At 68.2% G+C, this 23,122-nt stretch carries 21 protein-coding genes; 7 read left to right on the top strand and 14 right to left on the bottom strand.

Annotated elements, in window-relative coordinates; translation table 11 throughout:
• Positions 1-34: 34 nt before the first annotated feature.
• Both BAU06_RS19555 and lolA read left to right on the top strand, forming a co-directional pair.
• Positions 35-2,401: a DNA translocase FtsK gene (locus BAU06_RS19555; protein WP_156770288.1), complete on the top strand. Its 2,367-nt coding sequence runs from the start codon at positions 35-37 to the stop codon at positions 2,399-2,401.
• Positions 2,398-3,045, top strand: coding sequence for an outer membrane lipoprotein chaperone LolA (gene lolA / locus BAU06_RS19550; RefSeq protein ID WP_066353873.1), 648 nt, complete (start codon positions 2,398-2,400; stop codon positions 3,043-3,045). The genes BAU06_RS19555 and lolA overlap by 4 nt, the downstream gene beginning before the upstream one ends.
• A gap of 16 nt (positions 3,046-3,061) precedes the next feature.
• Here the strand turns inward: lolA and BAU06_RS19545 are convergent, their stop codons facing one another.
• The 3 genes from BAU06_RS19545 to BAU06_RS19535 form a co-directional block, all read right to left on the bottom strand.
• Complete coding sequence (locus tag BAU06_RS19545) at positions 3,062-4,186, bottom strand: CaiB/BaiF CoA transferase family protein (protein WP_415834922.1); 1,125 nt, start codon at positions 4,184-4,186, stop codon at positions 3,062-3,064.
• A gap of 61 nt (positions 4,187-4,247) precedes the next feature.
• The gene (locus BAU06_RS19540) at positions 4,248-5,234 is read right to left on the bottom strand and encodes a Bug family tripartite tricarboxylate transporter substrate binding protein (RefSeq protein WP_066353869.1); all 987 of its coding nucleotides are present in this window, start codon (positions 5,232-5,234) and stop codon (positions 4,248-4,250) included.
• A gap of 67 nt (positions 5,235-5,301) precedes the next feature.
• Entirely contained in the window at positions 5,302-6,963 is a 1,662-nt protein-coding gene (locus BAU06_RS19535; protein WP_066353868.1) for an acyl-CoA dehydrogenase family protein, read from the bottom strand.
• Between the two features lie 113 nt (positions 6,964-7,076).
• Here BAU06_RS19535 and BAU06_RS19530 point away from each other — a divergent pair, with 113 nt between their 5' ends.
• Complete coding sequence (locus tag BAU06_RS19530; protein WP_066353867.1) at positions 7,077-7,964, top strand: LysR family transcriptional regulator; 888 nt, start codon at positions 7,077-7,079, stop codon at positions 7,962-7,964.
• A 59-nt stretch (positions 7,965-8,023) separates the two neighbouring features.
• Here the strand turns inward: BAU06_RS19530 and BAU06_RS19525 are convergent, their stop codons facing one another.
• The 9 genes from BAU06_RS19525 to BAU06_RS19485 form a co-directional block, all read right to left on the bottom strand.
• Positions 8,024-8,437 (bottom strand): RidA family protein, encoded by a 414-nt coding sequence (locus BAU06_RS19525; protein WP_066353865.1) that lies wholly within the window; start codon positions 8,435-8,437, stop codon positions 8,024-8,026.
• 10 nt (positions 8,438-8,447) lie between these two features.
• The gene (locus BAU06_RS19520; protein ID WP_066353863.1) at positions 8,448-9,929 is read right to left on the bottom strand and encodes an N-acyl-D-amino-acid deacylase family protein; all 1,482 of its coding nucleotides are present in this window, start codon (positions 9,927-9,929) and stop codon (positions 8,448-8,450) included.
• 4 nt (positions 9,930-9,933) lie between these two features.
• Positions 9,934-10,806, bottom strand: a complete 873-nt coding sequence (locus BAU06_RS19515; RefSeq protein ID WP_066353861.1) for a MurR/RpiR family transcriptional regulator — start codon at positions 10,804-10,806, stop codon at positions 9,934-9,936.
• Between the two features lie 47 nt (positions 10,807-10,853).
• Positions 10,854-11,870, bottom strand: a complete 1,017-nt coding sequence (locus tag BAU06_RS19510; protein ID WP_066353858.1) for an ABC transporter ATP-binding protein — start codon at positions 11,868-11,870, stop codon at positions 10,854-10,856.
• Between the two features lie 8 nt (positions 11,871-11,878).
• Positions 11,879-12,886 carry an ABC transporter ATP-binding protein gene (locus BAU06_RS19505; RefSeq protein WP_066353852.1) on the bottom strand — a complete coding sequence of 336 codons (1,008 nt, stop codon included), beginning with the start codon at positions 12,884-12,886 and terminating at the stop codon, positions 11,879-11,881.
• 3 nt (positions 12,887-12,889) lie between these two features.
• Complete coding sequence (locus tag BAU06_RS19500) at positions 12,890-13,759, bottom strand: ABC transporter permease (RefSeq protein WP_066353850.1); 870 nt, start codon at positions 13,757-13,759, stop codon at positions 12,890-12,892.
• Positions 13,759-14,700 (bottom strand): ABC transporter permease, encoded by a 942-nt coding sequence (locus BAU06_RS19495; RefSeq protein ID WP_066353848.1) that lies wholly within the window; start codon positions 14,698-14,700, stop codon positions 13,759-13,761. Before BAU06_RS19495 ends, BAU06_RS19500 begins: the two co-directional genes overlap by 1 nt.
• Before the next feature lie 21 nt (positions 14,701-14,721).
• Positions 14,722-16,278: an ABC transporter substrate-binding protein gene (locus BAU06_RS19490; RefSeq protein WP_066353843.1), complete on the bottom strand. Its 1,557-nt coding sequence runs from the start codon at positions 16,276-16,278 to the stop codon at positions 14,722-14,724.
• Positions 16,279-16,377: 99 nt separating this feature from the next.
• Positions 16,378-17,709 carry an amino acid deaminase gene (locus tag BAU06_RS19485; protein ID WP_066353841.1) on the bottom strand — a complete coding sequence of 444 codons (1,332 nt, stop codon included), beginning with the start codon at positions 17,707-17,709 and terminating at the stop codon, positions 16,378-16,380.
• 324 nt (positions 17,710-18,033) lie between these two features.
• Between BAU06_RS19485 and BAU06_RS19480 the strand changes: the two genes are divergently transcribed.
• Together BAU06_RS19480 and serS are read left to right on the top strand one after the other, a co-directional pair.
• Positions 18,034-19,374, top strand: a complete 1,341-nt coding sequence (locus tag BAU06_RS19480) for a replication-associated recombination protein A (protein WP_066353835.1) — start codon at positions 18,034-18,036, stop codon at positions 19,372-19,374.
• A 42-nt stretch (positions 19,375-19,416) separates the two neighbouring features.
• A complete protein-coding gene (serS, locus tag BAU06_RS19475) occupies positions 19,417-20,763 on the top strand; it encodes a serine--tRNA ligase (RefSeq protein ID WP_066353833.1) in 1,347 nt (448 codons plus the stop codon).
• Between the two features lie 238 nt (positions 20,764-21,001).
• Here the strand turns inward: serS and BAU06_RS19470 are convergent, their stop codons facing one another.
• On the bottom strand, positions 21,002-21,319 hold the full coding sequence (locus BAU06_RS19470) for a virulence factor (protein WP_066359391.1): 318 nt from the start codon (positions 21,317-21,319) through the stop codon (positions 21,002-21,004).
• Positions 21,320-21,765: 446 nt separating this feature from the next.
• Between BAU06_RS19470 and BAU06_RS19465 the strand changes: the two genes are divergently transcribed.
• Together BAU06_RS19465 and BAU06_RS19460 are read left to right on the top strand one after the other, a co-directional pair.
• The gene (locus tag BAU06_RS19465) at positions 21,766-22,008 is read left to right on the top strand and encodes a hypothetical protein (RefSeq protein WP_066353830.1); all 243 of its coding nucleotides are present in this window, start codon (positions 21,766-21,768) and stop codon (positions 22,006-22,008) included.
• Positions 22,009-22,057: 49 nt separating this feature from the next.
• Positions 22,058-22,327: a hypothetical protein gene (locus BAU06_RS19460; RefSeq protein ID WP_066353828.1), complete on the top strand. Its 270-nt coding sequence runs from the start codon at positions 22,058-22,060 to the stop codon at positions 22,325-22,327.
• Between the two features lie 16 nt (positions 22,328-22,343).
• Here BAU06_RS19460 and BAU06_RS19455 read toward each other — a convergent pair whose 3' ends face one another.
• Entirely contained in the window at positions 22,344-23,039 is a 696-nt protein-coding gene (locus tag BAU06_RS19455; RefSeq protein ID WP_066353826.1) for a molybdate ABC transporter substrate-binding protein, read from the bottom strand.
• Positions 23,040-23,122 lie beyond the last annotated feature (83 nt).

Raw genomic sequence — 23,122 nt, 5'->3', positions numbered from 1 at the left:
TAGGCAAAGTGGATGCCCAATTATAATGAGGCCTATGCCGCGTATTTCAACCGCTTCTCCGCGCGCTTCGCGCAACACGCGCAACGGCCCGTCGCCGTTGCAGACCCGAATTTCCTCTTTGCTGCGCGAAGCCCGGTGGATACTTTTCGCCGCCATGGCCGCGTGGCTGACGCTGGTGCTGGCCACCTGGAGCTCGGCGGACCCGGGCTGGTCGCATTCCGTGCCCGCCGGCGTGGTGCACAACAAGGGCGGCACGCTGGGCGCCTACCTGGCCGACATCCTGCTTTATCTGTTCGGTTTCTCCGCGTGGTGGTGGGTGGTTCTGCTGCTGCACCGCGTGCGGGCCGGCTATCGCCGGCTGGCCGGCCACCTGCGCGCCCCCAACGGCAATGCCGAGCCCCTGCCGCGCGTGCGCTGGGAGCAGGGCGTGGGCTTCGGCATGCTGCTGGTCGGCTCCATGGGGCTGGAAGCGCTGCGCCTGTATACGTTGGGGACGCATCTGCCCGGCAGCGCGGACGGCGGTAGCGGCGCCGGCGGCGTCATCGGCCACACGCTGGCGCAGCAACTGTCCAGCGCCATCGGATTTACCGGGGGCACGCTGGTATTCCTGGTACTGGTGGCCATCGGCCTGAGCCTGTTCTTTTCGTTCTCGTGGCTGACCATCGCCGAACGCGTCGGCGGCTTCATCGAAGGCCTGCTGCGGCGCGCCCGCGCCTCTGTGGACGCGCGGCAGGACCGCAAACTGGGCGAAGTCGCGCAGGCCGCGCGCGAAGAACAAGTCGTGGCCAAGCAGGAAAAACTGGTGCACGAGCAGCCCGTGCGCATCGAGCCGGCCATCACGGTGGTGCCCAAGTCGGATCGCGTCCAGCGCGAAAAGCAGCAGACGCTGTTCTCGCCGCAGGAAGGCGAGGGCGACCTGCCCACCATCAGCCTGCTCGATCCGCCGCCGGCCATGCAGGAAACCGTGTCCGCGGAAACCATCGAGTTCACCTCGCGGCTGATCGAGAAAAAACTCGCCGATTTCGGCGTCAGCGTCACCGTGGTGGCGGCGCAGGCCGGGCCGGTGATCACCCGCTACGAAATCGAGCCCGCCACCGGCGTGAAGGGCAGCCAGGTGGTGAACCTGGCCAAGGACCTGGCGCGCGCGCTCAGCCTGGTCAGCATCCGCGTGGTGGAAACCATACCGGGCAAGAACCTGATGGGCCTGGAGCTGCCGAATCCGCGCCGCCAGATGGTCAAGCTGTCGGAAATCCTGGGATCGCAGACGTACCACGCCAGCGCCTCCACCGTGACGATGGCGCTGGGCAAGGATATCGCCGGCAACCCCGTCGTGGCGGACCTGGCCAAGATGCCCCACCTGCTGGTGGCCGGCACCACCGGCTCGGGCAAGTCCGTGGGGATCAATGCCATGATCCTGTCGCTGCTGTACAAGGCAGAGGCGGCGCAGACGCGCCTGATCCTGATCGACCCCAAGATGCTGGAAATGAGCGTCTACGAAGGCATCCCGCACCTGCTGGCGCCGGTGGTCACCGACATGCGGCAGGCGGCTAACGCGCTGAATTGGTGCGTGGCCGAAATGGAAAAACGCTATCGCCTGATGAGCAAGATGGGCGTGCGCAACCTGGCCGGCTTCAACACCAAGATCCGTGACGCCATCAAGCGGGAAGAGCCCATCCCCAATCCTTTCTCGCTGACGCCGGACCAGCCCGAGCCGCTGCAGCCGCTGCCCACCATCGTGGTGGTGATCGACGAACTCGCCGACCTGATGATGGTGGTCGGCAAGAAGATCGAGGAACTCATCGCCCGCCTGGCGCAGAAGGCGCGGGCCGCGGGTATCCACTTGATCCTGGCCACCCAGCGTCCCAGCGTGGACGTCATCACCGGCCTGATCAAGGCCAATATCCCGACGCGCATCGCCTTCCAGGTGTCGTCCAAGATCGACTCGCGCACCATCCTGGACCAGATGGGCGCGGAAACGCTGCTGGGCCAGGGCGATATGCTCTATATGCCGCCCGGTACCGGGCTGCCGGTGCGCGTGCACGGCGCTTTCGTCTCCGACGACGAAGTGCACCGCGTCGTCGAGCACCTGAAGGCCCAGGGCGAACCCAACTACATCGAAGGCCTGCTGGAAGGCGGTGTGGAAGGCGAAACCGGCGATGGCGTGGGCAGCGTCACGGGCTTTACCGACAGCGAGTCCGACCCGATGTACGACCAGGCCTGCGAGGTCGTGCTCAAGCATCGCCGCGCGTCGATCTCCCTGGTCCAGCGGCATCTGCGCATCGGCTACAACCGCGCCGCCCGTCTGCTGGAACAGATGGAACAGGCCGGCATGGTCTCTGCCATGCAGTCCAACGGCAACCGCGAAATCCTTGTCCCCGCCGCCGCGCGGGAGGAAGCATGATGCGTCTATCCCATAGCCTTGCCGCGCTGGCGGCAGCGGCGGCCATCTCCCTGGGCGTCGCGCTGCCCATGCCCGCCCACGCCGCCACGGCGCAGGAGCAGCTGCATGCCTTCGTCGCGTCCGTGACCGCGGCCACCGGATCCTTCACGCAAGCGACCTCCGGCGGCCAGCAGTCGCAGCCGCGGCCGCCGCAAAGCGGCACCTTCAGTTTCCAGCGCCCGGGCAGATTCAAGTGGTCCGTGCAGAAGCCGTATGAACAGTTGATCGTTTCCGACGGCAAGCAGGTCTACCAGTACGATCCGGACCTGGCGCAGGTCACGGTGCGCAAGGTGGACCAGGCCATCGGTACGTCTCCGGCCGCCATTCTGTTCGGGTCGGGGTCGCTGGAGCAGTCCTTCGATGTGTCGGCCCTGCCGGCACGCGATGGCCTGGAATGGCTGCGGGCCAAGCCGCGCACCACCGATGCGGGTTTTTCGCGCGTGGATATCGGCTTCAAGGACAACCAGCCCGCGCGTATCGAACTGCTGGATGCCTTCGGCCAGACCACGCGCGTGGACCTGTCCAACATCGTCCCCAATCCCAGGATCAACGCGCAGGATTTCACCTTCACGCCGCCCAAGGGCGTGGATGTGGTGAATATGTAGGCGCCGTTCGCGCGCCTCAGTCGCTTTCGAAATCCGTGCCCGGTGTCAGGGGCGCATGGCGATAGGTGGCCGGCGTGCGGCTCAGCTTGACCGGCGCTCCCAGGCCCCGATAGTCCTTGCCGATGTCCACCACCATGCCGCGGTGCGCGGTGTGGGGATGCGACAGCGCGGCATCCATGTCCAGCACCGGCGCGGCCGGCACGTTCGCCGCCATCAGGCGGTCCACCAGGCTGGCGGCCTCGAATCCGGACAAGGCGTCTTCCAGCAATGCCTTGAGCGCGGCGCGATGCGTCGAGCGGCCACCCGGCGTGGCGAAGCGCTCGTCGGCCGCCAGCTCGGGGCGGCCCAGGACCTGGCATAGCGTGGCGAATTGCCGGTCGTTGCCGATGGCCAGGAACAGCGGGTCGGTGCCGGTGCGAAAAGTGTCGTAGGGGTAGATGTTGGGATGCGCGTTGCCGGTGCGGCGCGGCGGGCGTCCGTCCATGAACCAGTTGGCCGCATGGGGATGCAGCAACGACAGTCCGCTGTCGTACAGCGTGGTTTCGACGAACTGGCCCTTGCCGCTGCGATGGCGTTCCTGCAGGGCCAGCAGCACGCCGATCACCGCATTCAGTCCGGTCACCATATCGACAACGGGCAAGCCCACGCGCAGCGGTTCGCCGCCCGCCTCGCCGTTGACGCTCATGATGCCGCTCATGGCCTGCACGGCGGCGTCGTAGCCGGCCAGCCCGCCCAGCGGGCCATCGGCGCCGAAGCCGGAAACCCGGCACCAGACCAGGCGCGGAAAGCGCCGCGACAGGGCGTCGTAGCCTATCCCCCAGCGCTCCATGGTGCCGATCTTGAAGTTCTCGACCAGCACGTCGGCGTGCTCCAGCAGCTGCAGCAGGCGGTCGCGGCCTTCGGCGCTGGACAGGTCCAGGTGCTGCACGCGCTTGTTGCGGTTCAAGCCCATGTAGTAAGAGGCCACGCCGTCCTTGAAGGGCGGCCCCCAGCTGCGGGTGTCGTCGCCTTGCGGCGGCTCGATCTTCAGCACATCGGCCCCGTGGTCGCCCAGTATCTGGCCGCAGTACGGGCCGCCCAGGATGCGGGAAATGTCCAGGACGCGGATGCCGGCCAGGGCGCCGGCGGTGTGGGAAATCATGGGACTGCTCCGGAATGGACTTTCGGCAGGGCCCCGTGCCGGTCGCGCGGGCCCGGCCCGGTCAGTTGAGCGGTATGCCGGAAGACTGGATCACCTTGGCCCACTTGGCTTTTTCCCGCGCGATGAAGGCGCCCAGGGCCTGCGGCGTGCTGTCCGGCGCGGATTCCAGGCCTTGCGCAGCGAACAGCGCCTTGACCTTGTCGGAATTCAGCGCCTGGACGAAGGCCTTGTTCAGCACGGCGATGCGGTCGGGCGGCGTGCCCGCGGGCGCCACGATGCCGAAGAACACGCTGACGTCGTAGCCGGGGTAGCCCTGCTCGGCCACGGTCGGCACCTGGGGCAGGGCGCGCGAACGCGTGGCCGTGGTGACGCCCAGCGCGCGCAGCTTGCCGGACTCCACGAAAGGCTTGGCCGTCAGCACGTCGGTGAAGCTCATGGCCACGTGATCGCCCAGCAGATCGTTCAGGGCCGGGCCGGTGCCCTTGTACGGGATGTGCAGGAAGTCCGTGCCCGCCAGGGCGTTGAACATCACGCCGGCCAGATGCGAGGATGCGCCCGTACCGGACGAGGCGAAGGCCAGCTTGCCCGGATGGCTCTTGGAATAGGCGACCAGTTCCGGCACCGTCTTGGCCGGGATGCTGGGATTCACCACCAGGATGTTGGGCAGGTAGCCGACGTGGATGACCGGCGCATAGCTCTTGACCGGGTCGTAGTTGATCTGGCTGTACAGGCTGGAATTGATCGCCAGCGGGCCGGAGGTGCCGAACATCAGCGTATAGCCGTCCGGCTGCGCGCGCGCCACGAATTCGGCGCCGATGTTGCCGTTGGCGCCGGCGCGGTTCTCCACGATCATGGGTTGCGGCAGGTACTGCGAGATCTCCGTGGCCAGTGTCCGGCCCATGGCGTCGGTGGGGCCGCCGGGCGGATAAGGTATCACCAGCGTCAAGGGCTTGGACGGGAAGGTTTCGGCCGCGGCAGTGCCGGCGGCCAGGCCCGCCAGCGTGGCGCAGGCCGCGGACAGCAGCGTGAGGAAGGTGCGCTTGTACATGCTTGTCTCCGATTTGTTGTTTTGGTCTTCGATGTCGTGGTGCGTGTTGCTGCTTGCCCGGGACGTATCAACCCCACGCGCCGGGCAGGGCCTCGGGGCTGAGCGGATCGCGCGGCAGCAGCCGATGCCGCAGCGCCAGCTGCGCCCAGCGCAGGCGGTCCGCCGATCCCGTGCGCCAGGCTTCCCAGCTCATGGCGATGGCGGTGGTGCAGTGGTACAGCGCCGACGCCGCCTGCCGTGCCAGGACGTCGCCGCCTTCGCGCGCGGCCGCTTCGGCCAGCGCGCAGGCGCCATCCAGCGCCTGGGACAGCGCCTGCGCATAGGCGGGCGCCAGCTCTGCCTGCTCCAGCAGGACGCGATTATGGTCGCGTAGCACCGGCAGGGAGTTCTCACGCCTGACCGCGCGTATCACGTCCAGCGCGACGATATTGCTGGTGCCTTCCCAGATCGAGCCCAGGTGCGCGTCACGCAGCAGGCGCGGATCGCTCCATTCCTCGATATAGCCGCAGCCGCCGCGGACTTCCATCGCGTCGCCGGTCACCTTGCGCGCGTCGCGGCAGGCGCGGAACTTGATCAGGGGCGTCAGGATGCGCAGCAGCGCGTAGGCGCCGGGCTCTCCCGCATCCGAGCGCGCCAGGGCCTGCGCGGTCTGGAACACCATGGTGCGGGCCTGTTCGGCCGGCACGCGCAGCTTGTCCAGCTGGCGGCGCATCAGCGGCATGTCCTGCAGCGGGCGGCCGAAGGCGCGCCGTTCCCGCGCGACGAATTCGGCCTCGGCGACGGCTCGCCGCATCAAGCCGGCCGCGCGCACGCCGTTGGACAGGCGCGAGTTGTTCACCATGTCCGCCATTTGCACGAAGCCGCGCCCCGGCTCGCCCACCAGATAGGCCAGCGCCCCTTCCAGGCGGATTTCGCCGCTGGCCATGGACCGCGTGCCGAGCTTGTCCTTCAGGCGGATGATGCGGTACGCGTTGGCGCTGCCGTCTTCCAGGTGGCGGGGCAGCAGGAATAGCGACACGCCCTTCAGTCCTTCCGGCGCGCCCGCGGGCCGGGCCAGCACCATGGCCAGGTCGGCATCGGGGTTGGAGCAGAACCATTTATCGCCATACAGGCGCCATGCGCCGTTCTCGTCGCGGCGCGCCTCCGTGGCGGTGGCGGCGATGTCCGAGCCGGCGCCTTGCTCCGTCATGAACATCGCGCCCTGCGCCAGTTCATCGAAGTCCAGCGACGTCAGGCGCGGCAGGTAGCGCTCCACCAGGCCCGGGTCGCCGAACTTGCGCAGCGTGCGCGTCAGCGAATCGGTCATGGAAACCGGGCAGCACAGGCCGAACTCGGACTGCACGAAAAGAAACGTCAGGACGTACTTGACGATGGGCGGCATGGGACCTTGCCAGCCCAGCGTCTCGTTGCGATGCGACATCGCGCCCAGCCCGAACTCGCTGAGCGCCAGCCGTTCCATTTCCACATAGGCGGGGTGCTTGAGCACCCGCTGTTCGTCCAGGCCGCTGCGGCTGCGCACCTGCAGCGTGGGCGGATGATGGTCGGCGATGCCGGCCAGTTCGTCCAGCCTGCCGCCCGCCAGTTCGCCCAGGCGGTCGAAATGCGGCGTCATGTGGCGCAGCAGGTCGGCCGGCAGGTACAGGGGCAGCAGGCGCTGCAGCTCCGCGTCGCAGGCGTAGAAGTTTTCGCCACGGCGGTCCGGTACGGGATGGGGAACGGCTGCCTGCATGCCGGCGTCTCCTGATAGGTGTTATGCCGGGCATTCTAGGCGGGCCGTCCATAGCGATCCAATATTGAATATGTCTTGTACGATTCGATATATATATCGGCCGGGGCAATCGAATGGAACTGCGCCATCTGCGTTATTTCTCGGTATTGGCCGAAGAGCTGCATTTCGGCCGCGCGGCGGCGCGGCTGGCGATTTCCCAGCCGCCGCTGTCGGTGGCGATACGCCAGCTGGAGGACAGCATCGGCGCGCGCCTGTTCGAGCGCAACAGCAAGGCGGTGCGGCTGACGCCGGCCGGCGAGGCCATGCGCCTGTCGGCGCGCAAGATCCTGGCGCAGGCGGAGGAAGCCGCGCTGGAGGCCCGCGACGCGGCCGCCGGGCTGGTCGGCAACCTGCGCATCGGTTTCGTCGGGGCGATGCTGTATCGCGGGCTGCCGCAGGCGCTGCGCAATTTCCAGGCGCGCTATCCCGGCGTGCGCATCAAGCTGACGGAAATGAACTCGGGCGAACAGATCACCGAGCTCATGCACGACCGCCTGGACCTGGGCTTCGTGCACACCAGCCGCATGCCCGACGAACTGGAGAGCCGCCTGCTGGTGTCGGAACCCTTCGTATGCTGCCTGCCGGCGCGGCACCCGCTGGCGCGCAAGGCCGGCGTGCGGGCCGGCGATCTGCGCGACCAGCCCTTCGTGCTGTTCGGGCAGGGCGTATCGCCCGACTATCACGATCGCATCCTGTCGATCTGCGCGCAGGCCGGATTCCGTCCGCAGGTACGGCACGAGGCTCGCCACTGGCTGGCGGTGGTATCGCTGGTGTCCCAGGGCCTGGGGGTGGCGCTGGTGCCGCAGGCGCTGCGGCATTCGGCCCTGCGCGGCGCGGTGTTCCGGCCGCTGGCGGATGCGCGCGCCCGCTCCGACGCCTACGGCGTCAGCCGGCGGGATGCGCGCAATCCCTTGATCGGGCGGCTGCTGGACGAGTTCGGCGACACGCCGGCGCGTGCCTGAGCGTGCGTCCAGGGCCTGCGTTCAAGGCCCGGTTTCGGGGGCTTTTTCAAGGGCTTCTTTCAGGGCTTCTTGTACGCCACGCAGTCCACTTCGACCTTGGCGTCCACCACCAGGCGGGACTCCACGCAGGCACGCGCGGGCGGGTTCTCGCCGAAGTAGGACTTGAACACCTTGTTGAAGGACGCGAAATCCCGCGCGTCGGCCAGCCAGACGCCGCAGCGCACCACGTGCTCGGGCCCGTAGCCGGCTTCGGCCAGGATGGCCAGCACCTGCTGGATGGCCTTGTGCGACTGCGTCACGATGCCGCCCTCGACGACCTCGCCTTCCTCCATGGGCACCTGCCCGGAGACGTACAGCCAGCCGTCCGCGGCGACCGCGCGCGCGAAGGGCATGTGGCTGCCGCCGCCGCCGGTGCTGCCGCCCGCGCCGTAGCGCGTGATGCCGTTCGCGTCGGGTTTCGGGGTATCGCTCATGGAAGACTCCTCAGGGATTCAAGAGATGGAAGCCGCCGCGCAGGTCGCCCTGGCGCGGCAGCCAGCGGCCGGCGCGGTCGCCCGTGGCCGCGCCTTGCCAATAGGATAGGGCGCCATTGACCCATACGCCGTCGATGCCGGCGGAGGTCTGCAGCGGCGCGTCGAAGGTGGCGCGGTCGATGACGGTGTCGGGATCGAACAGCACCAGGTCGGCCCAATTGCCCTCGCGTATCAGGCCGCGGTCGCGCAGGCCGAAGCGGGCGGCCGACAGGCCCGTCATCTTGTGCACGGCCTCGGCCAGCGGGAACAGACCCACGTCGCGGCTGTAATGGCCCAGCACGCGCGGGAATGCGCCCCACAGCCGGGGATGGGGATGCGGGTCGTTGGGCAGGCCGTCGGATCCGATCATGGTGAGCCGGTGGGCCAGCACGCGCCGCACGTCGTCTTCGCGCATGCCGTGGTACACGGCGCCGGCGGGCTGCAGGCGGCGTGCCGCGTCCATCAGCGGCATGTCCCAGTCGCGCGCGATGTCCGCCAGTTTGCGGCCGGCCTGCTCGGGATGCGGGGTGGACCATGTGATGTCGATATCGAAATCGTCGGTCACCTGCTTCAGGTCCAGCGTGGACGAGCTGGCGGAATAGGGATAGCAATCGCAGCCCACATGCTGCATGCGGCCGGCGCGCTCCAGGCTGGCCAGGACTTCCGTCGTGCGCCCCCAATTGCCCGCGCCGGCGCACTTCAGGTGCGAGATCACGACGGGCACGCGGGCGTGCCGCGCCACGTCGTAGGCCTCTTGCATGGCGTCCAGGATTTCGGCGAATTCCGAGCGCAGGTGGGTGGTGTAGAGGGCGCCGAACTCGTCCAGGACCTCGGCCAGGGCCTGGACCTCTTCGGTGCTGGCGTTGTAGGCCGATGCATAGGCCAGGCCCGTGCTCAGGCCGATGGCGCCGTGGGCCAGCGCGTCGCGCAGCTGCGCCCGCATGGCGTCGATCTCCGCCGGGGTCGCGACGCGGTCCAGGCGGTCCATGTGGTTGTTGCGCAGGGCGGTGTGGCCGATCAGCGCGGCCACGTTGACGGAGGGACGGGCGCGGTCGACGGCGGCCGTGTAGTCGGCGAAGGCGGGATACTGGAAATCGCCTTCCTGCCCCAGCAGGTTCATCGGGTCCGGCACCTCGCCGCGCAGCCGCACCGGCGAGGCGCTGATGCCGCAATTGCCCACCACCACCGTGGTGACGCCCTGCGACAGCTTGGGCAGCATCTCCGGCGTGCGGATGACGTTGGTGTCGTCGTGCGTGTGCACGTCGATGAAGCCGGGCGCCAGCACGCGCGGCCGTCCGTCGGGGCCGCGGCCGTCGATGCGCGCGCGCGCCGCGGCGCCGTCGGCCACGCCGATGGCCGCGATGCGGCCTTCGCGCAGCGCCACATTGGCCTGGAATTCGGCCGCCCCGCTGCCGTCCAGCACGCGGACGGGGCCGATCAGGGTGTCGTACATCGTGTCAATCTCCAAGCGGCAGGCGATTCGGCCCGCCGCGGTATTCGTCCAGGGCCAGCTTGATGCGGCGCAGCCGGTCGCGGGTTTCGTCCTGCCGCGCCATGGCCAGCTCGGTGGCCAGCAGGTCGATGGCCAGCATCATCGCGTACCGCGATGACGAGGGCTTGTAGATGAAGTCGGTTTCGTCGGTCCGTACGGGGATGACCACGTCCGCCAGTCCGGCCAAGGGCGCGGTGGCGTCGGTCAGGGCGACGATGCGGGCGCGGTACTGCTTGACGATGCGGGCGCCCGACAGCATTTCGGGCGTCAGGCCGGAGGCCGACAGCATGATCACGGCGTCGCGCTCGTCCAGCGTGGCGGCCACCATGCGCAGCAGCACGGCGTCGCTGTAGGCGGCCACGGGATAGCCCAGGCGCACCAGGCGCGATTGCATTTCCTGCGCCAGCACCGCGGAGGCCCCGCCCATGCCGAAGACATAGGTCATGCGCGCATTGCGCACGATCTCCATCGCGTCCTCGAACAGGGTTTCCGTATACAGCGGCAGGTGCGCGCGCAAGGTGCTTTCGATGTCGGCGTAGATGCGCGCGTAGAAGGTGCTTTCCTCCGCCGGTACGCTGCGGTCCAGGAAGCGCGTGCCCACGGCGCTGGCCTGGGCCAGCTTCATTTTCAGGTCGCGGGTGTCGTCGCAGCCGACCGACCGCGCGAAGCGCGAGATGGTGGCGATGCTGACGCCGGCCTTGCCCGCCAGCTGGTCGACGGTGGCGCCGGCCGCCATGGCGATATCGTCCAGGATGGCGTCCGCCACCTTGCGTTCGGTCGCGCTGAGTGTGTCGCGGCAACTGCGGATCTGGTAGACGATGTCGCGGATCTGGGTCATGGGGTTTTCAGGCGTAATCGGAAGACCTGCCGGGTCGGGGACGGTTCTCAGGCCAGTTCGTCGGCCCGCAGGCAGGCCACCGTCTGGCCGCCGCCGACAGGCTGCGCTTGCGGAACGGCCTGCGCGCAGGCATCGATGGCGTGCGGGCAACGGGTGCGGAACACGCAGCCGGAAGGCGGGTCCATGGGACTGGGGATGTCGCCCTTCAGCAGGATGCGGTTGCGCGGCGCGCGCGGGTCCGGCACCGGCGCGGCCGACAGCAGGGCGCGAGTATACGGATGGCGCGGCGCCGCGTATACGCGCCGCGTCGGCCCGCTTTCCATCACGCGGCCCAGGTACAGCACGACGACCTCGTCGCACAGGTAGTTGACCACCGCCAGGTCGTGGGCCACGAACAGCATGGCCAGGCCCAGGTCGCGCTGCAGGTCCTGCAGCAGGTTCAATACCTGCGCCTGCACCGATACGTCCAGCGCCGACACGGGTTCGTCGGCCACGATGAAGTCGGGCTCCACCGCCAGGGCGCGGGCGATACCGATGCGCTGGCGCTGTCCGCCGGAAAACTCGTGCGGATAGCGCCGGGCGTGGTCCGCGTTCAGTCCCACGCGCATCAGCAGCTCGGCGATGCGTTCGTGCCGGCGGTCGCGCGCCAGCTTGTGCGTGTCCAGGGCCTCGCCCAGGATCTGGGCCACCGTCATGCGGGGGTTGAGGCTGGCATAGGGGTCCTGGAACACGATCTGCATGCGCCGCCGCCAGGGCAGCATCGCGCTTTCGTCCAAGCCGCTCAGGTCCGTGCCGTCGAACAGCACGCGGCCGCTGGTGGCGGGCAGCAGGCGCAACAGGGCGCGGCCGGTCGTGGTCTTGCCGGAGCCGGATTCGCCGACCAGCCCGACGATGGCGTTGCGGCCCACGTCGAAGCTGACGCCGTCGACGGCCTTGACCACGGGCGCGCCGCGCCGCGAGGACGTGGGAAAGTGCACGCGCAGGTCTTCGACGCGCAGCAGCGGACTGGCGGGGCGGGGGCCGGCGGCGCCCGTTTCGGGGGCAGGGGTCGTGGCGTCGGTCATGGCGTCAATCATGCGGGATTCACTTTGATGCAGCGTGCGCGGTGTCCGCCGCGCACGGCAGCCAGCTCCGGCACCCCCCGCGTGCAGGCTTCGGAGGCCAGCTCGCAGCGCGGGGCGAAGGTACAGCCGCCGGGCAGGGCGAGCACGCTGGGCACGTTGCCCGGGATGGCGCGCAGCCGCTCGCCGCTGGCCAGCAGCGCATCGGTGGGGATGCAGGAAAGCAGGCCGCGGGTATAGGGATGGCTGGGCCGTTCGAACAGGTCGTAGACGTCGGCGTCCTCTACCACACGGCCGGCGTACATGACCGCCACGCGGTGGGCGATCTCGGCCACCACGCCCAGGTTGTGCGTGATGAACAGGATGCTCATGGACAGTTCGGCCTGCAGGCGCCGCAACAGGTCCAGGATCTGCGCCTGCACCGTCACGTCCAGCGCCGTCGTCGGCTCGTCGGCGATCAGCACCGATGGATTGCAGGCCAGGGCCAGCGCGATCATCACGCGCTGGCGCATGCCGCCGGACATCTGGTGCGGGTATTCGTTGACGCGCCGCGCCGCGGCCGGGATTTCGACGCGCTCCAGCATTTCGCGCGCGCGGTTCAGCGCCGCCGCCCGTGATCCGCCTTCATGCTGCAGTACCGCCTCGGCGATCTGGTCGCCCACGGTGTACAGCGGGTTCAGGCTGGTCATGGGCTCCTGGAAGATCATGGCGATTTCCTTGCCGCGGATATCGCGCATGCGCGCCGCCGATGCCGTCGCCAGGTCGTGCTCGGCGCCGCCGCGGTCGCGGAACCGGATGTGGCCCGCCTCGATGCGTCCGGCCGGCTTGGGCAGCAGGCCCATGATGGACAGGCTGGTCACCGATTTGCCGGAACCGGATTCCCCCACGATGGCCAGCGTCTCGCCGCGCGCCAGATCGAAGGTGACGCCGTCCACGGACTTGGCGATGCCGTCGCGGCTGTGAAACCACGTCTTGAGTCCTTCCACGGAAAGGACGACGTCGCGTGTGCTTGCCGCCATGACTCACAACTCCTTGCGCAGGCGCGGGTCCAGCACGTCGCGCAGCCCGTCGCCAACCAATTGCAGGGACAGCACCGACAGCACGATGGCGATGCCCGGAAAAATCATGATCCAGTCGGCCGAGCCCATGTATTGCTGGCCGGCGTTGATCATCGTGCCCCAGGTGGGGATGTCGGGCGATACGCCCACGCCCAGGAAGGACAGGCCTGCCTCCGCCAGGATGGCGTAGGCGAAGATGAACGTGCCCTGTACCAGGATGGGCGACACCAGGTTGCGCAGCACGTGCACGGCCACGATGCGGCGCGTCGGCACGCCCAGCGCGCGGGCCGCCTCGACGAAGGGCAGTTCTCGTATTACCAGGGTGGATGCCCGCACGATGCGCGCCAGGCGCGGCGTGTAGACGATGCCCAGGGCGATGACCACGTTCAGCACCGACGGTCCCAGTGCCGCCACCAGCGAGATCGCCAGCAGGATGTCGGGAAAGGCCATCATGGCGTCGATCAGCCGCGAGACGAATTTGTCGGCGCGGCGGAAAAAGCCGGCGATCAGCCCCAGCGCGATGCCCAGGATGCTGGATAGCACCACCACGGAAAAGCCCACCGTGAGCGACAGGCGGCCGCCGTAGACCACGCGGCTGAACACATCGCGGCCGAAGTCGTCGGTGCCGAACCAGTGCGCCGCGCTGGGCGGCTTCAGGCGGTTCACGATGGACAGCTTGAAAGGATCGTAGGGACTGATCAGCGGCGCCAGCAAGGCGGCGCCGACCAGCACGACCAGCACGATCAGGCTCAGCAGCACGGTCTTGCGCGCGACCAGCAGGCGCAGGACCTGCCAGCGTTCGCCGCCGGCATGCGAGGAAAGAACCATGGACATCAGTAGCGTACCCGCGGGTCGACCAGCAGATAGAGCAGGTCGATAAGAAGATTGATCAGCACGTAGATGGCCGCGACCACCAGCAGCGCGCCCTGGATAACGGGGTAGTCGCGCCGCAGTACCGCGGACACCACCAGGCTGCCCACGCCGGGCAGGCCGAATACGGTTTCGGTGACCACCGCGCCGCTGACCAGCAGGGCCGTGGTCAGCCCCAGCACGGTCAGGATGGGGATCAGCGCGTTGCGCACCGCATGCTTCAGGATCACCTTGCTTTCGGTCAGCCCCTTGGCGCGCGCGGTGCGGACATAATCGTCGCGCAGCACGTCCAGCATGCTGGCGCGGATGAAGCGGGTGATCAGCGCCGAGTTGACCAGCCCCAGCACCACCGCCGGCAGCACCAGGTGGCTGAGCCGCGTGCCGAAGGACGCGTCCGGGCCGCCATAGCCCGACACCGGCAGCCAGCCCAGCTTCACCGCGAACACCTGCATCAGCAGCAGCCCCAGCCAGAAACTGGGCACGCTGGACGTGAACATGGAGAAACTCAGCACCGACTGGTCCAGCGTCGTGCCGCGCTTGACGGCGGACAGGATGCCTACCGGCAGCGCGATCAACGTGGCGATGACCAGCGACATCAGCGTCAGCCAGAAGGTCGGCTCGGCGCGGTCGGCCAGCGCGGAAAGCACCGGCTTGTTCAGGAATATGGACTGGCCCAGGTCGCCGCGCGCCAGCTGGCCCAGCCACGTCACGTATTGCACGGGCAGCGGCCGGTCCAGTCCCAGGCGCGCGCGCAGGGCCGAGATATCCTGCTGGCTGGCCTCGGGGCCCAGCATGACGGCGGCCGGGTCGCCCGGCGTGACCCGGATGATCACGAAGACGGTGGTGGCCACCAGGAACATCACCGCGACCAGGCCCAACAGGCGGTTGAAAAGATAGGACAGCACGGGGAATCCTCGTTGCGCCGCTTACTTCGACGCCTTCCAGGCGTTCCAGAAGTAGGGCCAGGGGGCCGGCGTCACGCCTTGCAGCGCGGGCGACTTGGCGGCCACCGCGTTGAAATCGCCGACCTTGATAAAGGGCACCTCGTCGAAGATGGCCTGCTGCACGTCGGCCCAGCGCTTGACGCGTTCTTCCTGCGACGTGGCGCGGTTGAAGGCGTCCAGGGTTTCATTGCGGCGCGGGGTGTCCCACCATCCCGGCGAGTTCTTCGACGGGAAATCGATCAGGGCGGGTTCGGGCAGGAAGGGGCTGTGGGTAATGAAGATGTCCCACAGCGCGGGATCCTGGCGGCGCTGCGTCAGCGTGGCCCAGTCGACCACCTGCATGTCGACCTTGAAGCCGGCCTGCTTCAGGTATTCCGCCGCGACCAGCGCCATCTTGTAGTGGAATTCGTATTGCTGGCTGGTCAGGATGCGGATGGTGCGGTCGGGGATGCCGGCCGCGGCGATCAGCTTCTTGGCGCCCGCGGCATCGCCCTTGTTGTAGGCCTGGGTGCCGCGGTCGGTGTGCCAGGGGTAGCCCTTGGGATACATGGCGCCGTCCACGGTGTAGTAGTCGGTGCTGCCGAAGGCCGCCGCCAGCATGTCTTCCTCGTTCAGCGCCATCTGCACGGCCTGGCGCATCTTCAGGTTGGACATGATGCCCTGCTTGGTGTTCAGCACCAGCCGCGGCCATCCGAAGGGCTTGAGCAGCACGGGCTGCGACTGTCCGGACTTGAGCTTGGCGGCGGATTCCACGGCGATGGAATCGACATAGTCGTACTGTCCGGCCACCGCGCTTTCCAGCCGCGTGTTGGCATTGGGCACCGGCACGAAGCGGATCTCGTCCAGGTTCTGCTCGCGCGCGCCGCCGTAGCCGTCGGGCTGGCCGCCGCGCGACTTGTAGCCCGGGAAACGCACCAGCTGCAGATATTGGTCCGGTACGCGGGCCTTGACCATATAGGGGCCGGTGCCGACGTAGTCCGTGATGGTCGCGGCGATCTTGCTCTTGGGCATGACGACCGCGGCGGCGTTGTTCATGGCCAGCAATGCCGTCAGCGGCGCGTAGGGCTGCGTCAGGACGATGCGCACCGTATGGTCGTCGGCGGCCTCGATGGCCTTGATGAGCGGGGCGGTCTGCTTGCCGCGCGAGGCCGTGGTCGTCCAGCGCTGCAGCGAGGCAATCACATCTTCCACCGTCATCTTGCTGCCGTCATGGAAGCTGACGTCGGTGCGCACGGGAATGGTCACCGTCAGGCCGTCGGCGCTGACCGTGGGCAGGGCCTGGGCCAGCAGCGGCGTCAGGTTCCACTTGGCATCGAAGGTGTACAGCGTTTCGTAGATGTGCTGGCTGATCATGCCCACCAGGTCGGCGGTGCTGGCCATCGGGTCCAGCGTGGGCGGCTCGCCTATCGTGGCGACCGAAATCGTGCCGCCCTTGACGGGGGCGGCGTGCGCGGGGCCGGCCAGCGCGGCCACGCCCAGTGCGGCGGCCAGCAACAGGGTTTTCAGCCCGTCGCGGCGACGGGAGACCAATGCGTTCATCGGATGTGCTCCAGAAGTACAGGACGGACGGCGCCGCCGGGCGGGAACTGCGTGTCGGGTAAAAGGCTTGCCATGGGCCGGCTTGCGCCGGCCGGGGTTTCAGAAGAAGGTTTGCGCGACGTCGACGACGCGGTAGTCGTCGTCCACCAGCAGCACCTGCTTCCATTTGTCGAAGGTCAGGCAGGGGTGCGAAATATCGAAGCCGATCATGTCGCCCACCTGGATGTCGTCGCCGTCGGCGATGCGCATGAAGGCATGCTGGTCCATCATCGCGGTGACTTCCCAGTGGGACGGGGCCACGCGGGGCGTCCCGGCGGCGGGCGTCCCGGCTTCGGGCGTCCCGGCTTCGGGCGTCCCGGCTTCGGGCGTACCCGCACCGGGCCGGTAGTGCCGGGCCGGAACCGGCAGGCCGGCATCGAAGGCGGCGTCGCGCTTGCCCATGCCGATGATGGCGCGGCCCGGTTCGGGCAGCGATTGCACGTAGGCCCACACCTGCAGCGCAGGCAGCAGGCCGGGCGCCATGCCGCGCGCCACGTCGTTGTCGCGGCCGATGCGTTCGGCCGCGCCGCGATAAATTCCCACGTCATGGCTCAGGTAGCATCCGGGCCGCAGCACGATGTCCAGCGGCCGGCCGATGTCCAGGCCGGAGAACTCCTGCGCCACCACGTCGAACCAGGCCGATCCGGCGCCGGTCAGGATGGCGCTTCCTTGCGGCGCCAGCTTGCCCTGGGACTGCAAGGCGCGCAGGGTCGCCACCGCGCGGCGCAGGAAGGCACGGATTTGCGCTTCGTCGGACAGCACGCCCTCGTACAGCTCGACCCCGGCCAGCGCCAGGGACTGCGGCCAGCGGGCGATTTCCTCGGCCACGCGCCGCAGGGCCGCATCGTCGCGCACGCCGGTACGGCCGCCCGGCACGCCCAATTCGACCAGCACGCGCAGCACGCGGCCCTGGGAGGCGAAGTACGCGCCCAATTGCGCGATATTGGCCGGGTCGTCGACCAGGCAGCAGAATTCGAACGAGGGGTCGGCCAGCATTCCCGCCACCAGCGCCATGTTGGCGCGGCCCACCAGCTGGTTGGCCATCAGGATGCGCCGCACGCCGTAGCGGTAGGCGGCATGGGCCTGCGGCGCCGTGGCCAGCGTAATGCCCCAGGCGCCGCCTTGCAGCTGGCGATGGAACAGGGCGGGGCTCATGGTGGTCTTGCCGTGCGGCGCCAGCTGCACCTTGTAGGCGCGCATGAAGTCCTGCATCCAGGCCAGGTTATGGCGGATCCGGGACTCGTACAGGACGGCGGCCGGCAGGCTGACGTCCTCGGCCAGCAGGTTCCAGCCCAGGCCGGCGGCCTGGGCCGGCGTACAGCCGGCCGGGAAGGCGCCCAGGCCTTTTCCGGCGGGATCGAGGGGTGGGTAAGAAGGCGTGGAATCCGACATGGCGCGACCGCTGGGCTGAAAACTTTTACCGGGAAATCGGTTTTTTCGGATTATCCTGAAAATTATTTACAAGCCGCCAGCCGGGTTTTCCCGAGTATGGGGCGCGGAAGGGCCGCAGCCCTCGGATCCGCACACCGGATTCCGCCCCACAGCGGGATCCAGGAGCCTTGCATGGCGCCGCCCCCGCGGAAAGCGCGGGCGCGTCGCGGGCCGGGCCCGCGATGGCGCATAGCAGCCTTCCCGGGCGCCGGGTGGCCCGTTGCCAGGCCGGGCATCGCCCCCATATCTGGTGTAATACTCCTTCGCTTTCGTCTCTTTTCCCCCATGAGCAACGATTTGTTCGCCGCGGACCCGGCGCAGCGGGCCCACATCCCGTTGGCCGAGCGCCTGCGTCCGCGCACCCTCGACGACGTCGTCGGCCAATCCCACCTGTTGGGCGAGGGCAAGCCGCTGCGCGTGGCGTTCCAGTCCGGGCGGCCGCATTCCATGGTCTTCTGGGGACCGCCGGGCGTGGGCAAGACCACGCTGGCGCGCCTGATGGCCGACGGCTTCGACGCGCAATTCATCGCCATTTCGGCCGTGCTGGGCGGCGTCAAGGACATCCGCGACGCGGTGGCCGCGGCCCAGGTGGCGCAGGGCCAGGGCCGCCGAACCATTCTCTTCGTCGACGAGGTCCACCGCTTCAACAAGGCGCAGCAGGATGCCTTCCTGCCCTATGTGGAAAGCGGCCTGTTCACCTTCATCGGCGCGACCACGGAAAATCCCTCCTTCGAAGTCAATTCGGCGCTGCTGTCGCGCGCCCGCGTGTACGTGCTGCAATCGCTCACCGCGGACGAACTGATGCAACTGATCGACCGCGCCCTGGTCGAGCTGAACGCCGGCGTGCCGGAATCCGAGGCCATGCGTTTCGACGCCAGTGCCCGCGAACAGCTGGCCGGCTGGGCCGACGGCGATGCGCGGCGGCTGATCAACGCCGTGGAAGTGGTCGCGGAATCGGCGCGCACCGCGCACCGCGGGGTCGTCGACGCCGAATGGCTGGAAACTTCGCTGTCGCAGAACCTGCGCCGCTTCGACAAGGGCGGGGATGCCTTCTACGACCAGATCAGCGCGCTGCATAAGTCGGTGCGCGGCTCCGATCCCGACGCCGCGCTCTACTGGTTCGCGCGCATGATAGACGGCGGCGCGGACCCGCGTTACCTGTCCCGCCGCATCGTGCGCATGGCGGTGGAGGACATCGGCCTGGCCGACCCGCGCGCCACGGAGATCGCCTTGAACGGCGCGGACATCTACGAGCGCCTGGGCTCGCCCGAAGGCGAGCTGGCGCTGGCGCAGGCCGTGGTCTACCTGGCGTGCGCCGCGAAGTCCAATGCCCTGTACAACGCCTATAACGCGGCGCGGCGCTTCGCCGCCGAACACGGCAGCGCGCCGGTGCCCATGCACCTGCGCAACGCCCCGACCAAGCTGATGAAACAGCTGGGGCATGGCCACGCCTACCGCTACGCCCACGACGAGCCCCACGGCTATGCCGCCGGCGAGCATTACTTTCCCGACGGGATGAATCCCACGTTCTACCAGCCAACCGATCGCGGCCTGGAAGCTAAAATCCAGCAGAAGCTGGCCTTCCTGCGCGATTTGGACGCCCAGGCCAAGTCCGGCAAGCGCTAGGCCCCGTGGCCGCGCCCCCGCAACCCCGTCCTCCAGAGAACCATGCTTGACCCCACCCTGCTGCGCAAAGACCTGCAAACCGTCGTCGACCGGCTCAAGACCCGTGGCGTGCAATTCGATATGGAGCGCTTCAATGCGCTGGAATCGCGCCGCAAGTCCGTGCAGACCGAAACCGAATCCCTGCAGGCCCGCCGCAACGCGCTGGCCAAGCAGATAGGCCAGCTCAAGGCCAAGGGCGAGGACGCGAGCGCGGTCATGGCCGAATCGCAGGCCCTGCCCGCGCGCCTGAAGCAGCTGGAAGAAGACCTGGCGCAAGTGCAGGAATCCCTGACGGACTTGCTGCGCATGGTGCCCAATCTGCCGCATCCCAGCGTGCCGGTGGGCGCCTCCAGCGACGACAACGTAGAGGTCCGCCGCTGGATTCCCGGTGCCAAGGGCGAGGACGGCAATCCGGCGCCGCTGCCTTTCCAGGCCAGGGACCACGTCGCCGTCGGCGAACCGCTGGGCCTGGATTTCGATACGGCCGCCAAGTTGTCGGGCGCGCGCTTTTCCTTCATGCGCGGCCAGATCGCCCGCCTGCACCGCGCGCTGGCGCAGTTCATGCTGGACCTGCACACCGGCCAGCACGGCTATACCGAGTGCTATACGCCCTATATCGTCAACAGCTCCACCCTGTATGGCGTGGGCCAGTTGCCGAAGTTCAAGGACGATATGTTCTGGGTGACCAAGGGCGGCGCCGACGACGGCCCGCGCGAGGACGAGCACGGCAAGCCCTATGTGCGCGAGGACCAGTTCCTGATTTCCACGTCCGAGGTCACCCTGACCAGCGTGGCGCGCGACGCCATCCTGGCGGAGTCCGACCTGCCCTTGAAGATGACGGCCCACACGCCTTGCTTCCGCTCCGAAGCCGGCAGCGGCGGCCGCGACACGCGCGGCATGATCCGGCAGCACCAGTTCGACAAGGTGGAAATGGTGCAGATTGTGCAGCCCGAGAAATCCTACGAAGCGCTGGACGAGATGGTCGGCCATGCCGAGCGCGTGCTGCAGCTGCTGGGCCTGCCGTATCGCGTGATGCTGCTGTGCACGGGCGACATGGGCTTCAACTCGGCCAAGACCTTCGACCTGGAGGTATGGCTGCCGGCGCAGAATGCCTTCCGTGAAATCTCCTCCGTTTCGAACTGCGAGAACTTCCAGGCCCGTCGCATGCAGGGCCGTTTCCGCAATGCGCAGGGCAAGCCGGAGTTCGTGCATACCCTGAACGGCTCCGGCCTGGCGGTGGGCCGCACCCTGGTCGCCGTGCTGGAGAACTTCCAGCAGGCCGACGGCAGCGTGCGGGTGCCGCAAGCCTTGCAGCCGTATATGGGGGGCGTATCGGTGCTGCGTCCCTGAGATCCACGCCGGTGTCGGCCGGCCGCGGATGGGCAAAAAGAAACCCGCCTGGTGGACTGTCCGGCTTTCCGCGGCAGTCCATTCGGCGGGTTTATCTTTGCCTGGATGCCGCCCGCAACGACGGTATCCGGCGCGGCCCGGGTGTCCGGAACGGGCCCGTGACCCGCGCCGTCTTCAAGCGCATCCGGCGGAGTCGGCGGGCCCCGCTTGCGCGGGGACGGCCGCCGCCGGCCTGCGCTCAGTGACGGTGGCCGTGGTGGCCCTTGTCCCAGCGCTCGTGGTAATAGCGCGGGCCGCCGCCGTGATAGTACGGGCGGGGGTAGTAGTAGGGACGGGGCGCGACATACACGGGGCGGGGGGCGACCACCACCGGCGGCGGGGCGACGTAGACGGGGGGCGGCGGGGCCACGTACACGGGCGCCGGCGCGGCATAGACAGGGGCGCCGATCACGACCGGCGGAACCCCGATGGAGATACCCACATCCACGCGAGCCAGCGCGGCGCCCGAGGCCAGCAGGGCGGCGGCGCCAAGGCCAGAGACTATCCAACGTTTGATCATGATGCTCCTGCGCTTTGCTGCCGTGGCAGCTGTGGAAATGACGGCTCTATTGTCGGGTAAAAGTCCGATTTACATCCCCGCACGCGCTCATCAAAAGGCGACAATCCGCTACACCGCCCCGGGCGTCCTGTGTTTTTTTGGGTCTTTGTGGTTTATTGTGGTGCGGGTTTCGCAGGGCAAAGGCGGGGGCGAAATGGGATGAAACAGCTGTGCTCTACCGTTCGGGGGCAAGGTGGCATAACGACTGGTTACAAAGAGGGGCCGCACCGCCTCCTGCGCGCGCGTGGCACCCTTGCCGGCGGACTACGGGCACGTACGCACTCAGAAAATCTTTATCGCTTTTGGTTTCCATGTCGCAATAAAGCCGTCCTAATCCGCACGGCAAAATGCGGCTCAACTGGTCGCCACCCCGGGCGCCCGATCAAGAGACAAGGGAGTTCACCATGGAAACTCGTACGGTTAATGGCTTTCGGGTACGTTGCGCGGTGGCCGCGGACAGCGACCGCAAATACCGCGTGCAGGTGTGGACTCGCAAGATCGGCGTGAACGCGCCGGAAAAGTGCTGGAGCATGCCGGGCGGGCGCGCCTTCGCCAGCCAGGACGAGGCCGAACGCAACTGCCGGCAGCTATTCCAGGGCATCCGCGGGGTGCGCTACAACGGCGAGCCGGAGTACTCACACAACTGATCATCATTGCCCGGTACACTGCCGTTTTTCGTCGGAAGGCGGCGGTGCGATGGCGTACGAAGACCTGTTCTGGGGAATGGCCACGGTAGTGGCCATTGCTATTTTGGGCGGCGCCTTATGCGCCTGCGCGGCACGCCTGGGGGCCACGCTGACGGGCTGCGCCGTGCTGGCCGTGGTGAACGGGGGCTGGGTGCTGTTCGCCACGCTGTCCAGCGATTTCGCCGACCAGGCGCCCATACTCGGCGTGGCCGCCATCATGTTCACCCTGGTCATCGGCGCCGCCGCGGCACTGGCGATGCGGCGGCTTTTGCATAAATGAACCCGGCCCTGGGCTCTTAGACCACAAACCCCGCCTGCTTGCGCAGCGCCAGCGATTCCGGGCCACCCAGCGCTTCCACGAAGGCCATGGCGCGGGCAGGGTCGCCGGATTTGGCGCAGCAGGCCGCGGTGTAGACGGTGCTTAGCCCATACTCCTTGGGCAATTCCCCGACCAGCGTTACGCCCGGCGTGTAGAGGATTTCCGTGACCTGGGTGCAGCCGACCATGCCGTCGCCGGTGGTCTTGGCCAGCTCCCCCATGGCGACCGCGCCGTTGGGATATTCGTGGATGCGGTCGGCCAGCGTCTCGGCCAGTCCCAGGCGGCGCAGCACATTGGCGATATGCTGGCCGGCGGTCGATTGCGTCAGGTGCGGCACGTACAGCCCTCGGGCGGCCGCCAGCGTGGCCTTCAGCGCCGCGCCATCGCCCACCGCGACGGGAGAGGTCCCCGTGCGGACGGCCACGCCGGTTTCGACCCGGCCCAGCGGCCGCGCGCTGCCGGCGACCACGTGGCCCTGCTTTTCCAGCTCCTCGATCAGCGCATCGGAAAGCACGATGACGTCGCATGCCGCGCCGGCCAGCAACTTGTCGCGCATCGTGCCGACGGCGCCGAAGCTGGCGTCCAGCGTGCCGCCATGGCGTTGTTCGAATTCGGCCTGCAGGCCCGTGACCACGGCTTTGGCGGCGCCGCCGCTGAAGAGTGTGAGTGTCATGCGTTTCCTTGGTTGGCGATGGGCCGCGCCGCGCGGCGACGCGCGGGCGGCGGGTTGGCGTTCCGGCGCCGTGGCCAAAGGGC

Origin of the sequence: Bordetella bronchialis (genome assembly GCF_001676705.1) — a bacterium.
Lineage (GTDB): Bacteria > Pseudomonadota > Gammaproteobacteria > Burkholderiales > Burkholderiaceae_B > Bordetella_C > Bordetella_C bronchialis.
This window is presented reverse-complemented; position numbering and strand designations above follow the sequence as displayed.

Bases quoted from the DNA above. Each gene is read 5' to 3' on its own strand.
- BAU06_RS19555 (WP_156770288.1), top strand. From the start codon at position 35: ATGCCGCGTATTTCAACCGCTTCTCCGCGCGCTTCGCGCAACACGCGC.
- lolA (WP_066353873.1), top strand. From the start codon at position 2,398: ATGATGCGTCTATCCCATAGCCTTGCCGCGCTGGCGGCAGCGGCGGCC.
- BAU06_RS19545 (WP_415834922.1), bottom strand. From the start codon at position 4,186: ATGATTTCCCACACCGCCGGCGCCCTGGCCGGCATCCGCGTCCTGGAC.
- BAU06_RS19540 (WP_066353869.1), bottom strand. From the start codon at position 5,234: ATGTACAAGCGCACCTTCCTCACGCTGCTGTCCGCGGCCTGCGCCACG.
- BAU06_RS19535 (WP_066353868.1), bottom strand. From the start codon at position 6,963: ATGCAGGCAGCCGTTCCCCATCCCGTACCGGACCGCCGTGGCGAAAAC.
- BAU06_RS19530 (WP_066353867.1), top strand. From the start codon at position 7,077: ATGGAACTGCGCCATCTGCGTTATTTCTCGGTATTGGCCGAAGAGCTG.
- BAU06_RS19525 (WP_066353865.1), bottom strand. From the start codon at position 8,437: ATGAGCGATACCCCGAAACCCGACGCGAACGGCATCACGCGCTACGGC.
- BAU06_RS19520 (WP_066353863.1), bottom strand. From the start codon at position 9,929: ATGTACGACACCCTGATCGGCCCCGTCCGCGTGCTGGACGGCAGCGGG.
- BAU06_RS19515 (WP_066353861.1), bottom strand. From the start codon at position 10,806: ATGACCCAGATCCGCGACATCGTCTACCAGATCCGCAGTTGCCGCGAC.
- BAU06_RS19510 (WP_066353858.1), bottom strand. From the start codon at position 11,870: ATGACCGACGCCACGACCCCTGCCCCCGAAACGGGCGCCGCCGGCCCC.
- BAU06_RS19505 (WP_066353852.1), bottom strand. From the start codon at position 12,886: ATGGCGGCAAGCACACGCGACGTCGTCCTTTCCGTGGAAGGACTCAAG.
- BAU06_RS19500 (WP_066353850.1), bottom strand. From the start codon at position 13,759: ATGTCCATGGTTCTTTCCTCGCATGCCGGCGGCGAACGCTGGCAGGTC.
- BAU06_RS19490 (WP_066353843.1), bottom strand. From the start codon at position 16,278: ATGAACGCATTGGTCTCCCGTCGCCGCGACGGGCTGAAAACCCTGTTG.
- BAU06_RS19485 (WP_066353841.1), bottom strand. From the start codon at position 17,709: ATGTCGGATTCCACGCCTTCTTACCCACCCCTCGATCCCGCCGGAAAA.
- BAU06_RS19480 (WP_066353835.1), top strand. From the start codon at position 18,034: ATGAGCAACGATTTGTTCGCCGCGGACCCGGCGCAGCGGGCCCACATC.
- serS (WP_066353833.1), top strand. From the start codon at position 19,417: ATGCTTGACCCCACCCTGCTGCGCAAAGACCTGCAAACCGTCGTCGAC.
- BAU06_RS19465 (WP_066353830.1), top strand. From the start codon at position 21,766: ATGGAAACTCGTACGGTTAATGGCTTTCGGGTACGTTGCGCGGTGGCC.
- BAU06_RS19460 (WP_066353828.1), top strand. From the start codon at position 22,058: ATGGCGTACGAAGACCTGTTCTGGGGAATGGCCACGGTAGTGGCCATT.
- BAU06_RS19455 (WP_066353826.1), bottom strand. From the start codon at position 23,039: ATGACACTCACACTCTTCAGCGGCGGCGCCGCCAAAGCCGTGGTCACG.